The organism is Nonomuraea turkmeniaca (assembly GCF_005889735.1).
Taxonomy (GTDB): Bacteria; Actinomycetota; Actinomycetes; order Streptosporangiales; family Streptosporangiaceae; genus Nonomuraea; species Nonomuraea turkmeniaca.
This window is the reverse complement of sequence record NZ_VCKY01000587.1, coordinates 1-600: the sequence shown is the minus strand read 5'-3', so window position 1 is coordinate 600 and position 600 is coordinate 1. Positions and strand designations below refer to the sequence as shown.

The window sequence follows — 600 nt, the reverse complement described above, 5'->3', positions numbered from 1 at the left end:
AGAACGAGTCCTGCGTGGCCGCGTTGGCGACTCCGCCCGCGCTCAGCACGCCGATGTCGCGGGTGGTGTTGTCCGAAGAGCGCCTGACCTGGTACAGCGGGCCGTTGTAGGCGCCGTACAGCGCCCGTGTCGTGCTGTGCGCCGCCACGCACGGCGTACCGCTCGAGGTGTAGATGTCACACGGGCCGGTGGTGGCGGCCCCGGCCGACGGCGCGTCCAAGACCACGTAGCTGCCGGCGGCGGCGAGGAGTAACGAGATCCCCACGGCGGCCATGAGGCGGCTCAGCCTTTTCTTCACGTTCATCGAATCCTTTCGGATGGCGGGATGGGTGTGGTGCGTGGCGGGCTGGGTGTGCCTCGCGGGGCCCGCTCGAAGTAGTCGACCAGGTCGGCGATGGCGTCTCCGATTCCGGATCGGGATCGTTTCCACAACTGGACGAGATCGCCGGAGGTGCCGCCTCCTGGACCTCACGAGGGCGGCACGACCGGCCGGTTGTTGCGGCGGGTCAGCTACGCATGCTCCATTTCTGGCTGCTCGTGCCGGTGCAGGACCACAGCTGCACCTTGGTTCCGTTGCCGGTCCCGAAGTTGCTCGCCTCC

1 protein-coding gene is annotated in these 600 nt (G+C 68.2%); it reads right to left on the bottom strand.

Translation table 11 applies throughout. The annotated features are described in order from the left end of the window. A partial coding sequence (locus tag ETD86_RS54670) for an arabinofuranosidase catalytic domain-containing protein (RefSeq protein WP_211370952.1) occupies positions 1–298 on the bottom strand: 298 nt, incomplete at its 3' end. Positions 299–600: the final 302 nt, after the last annotated feature.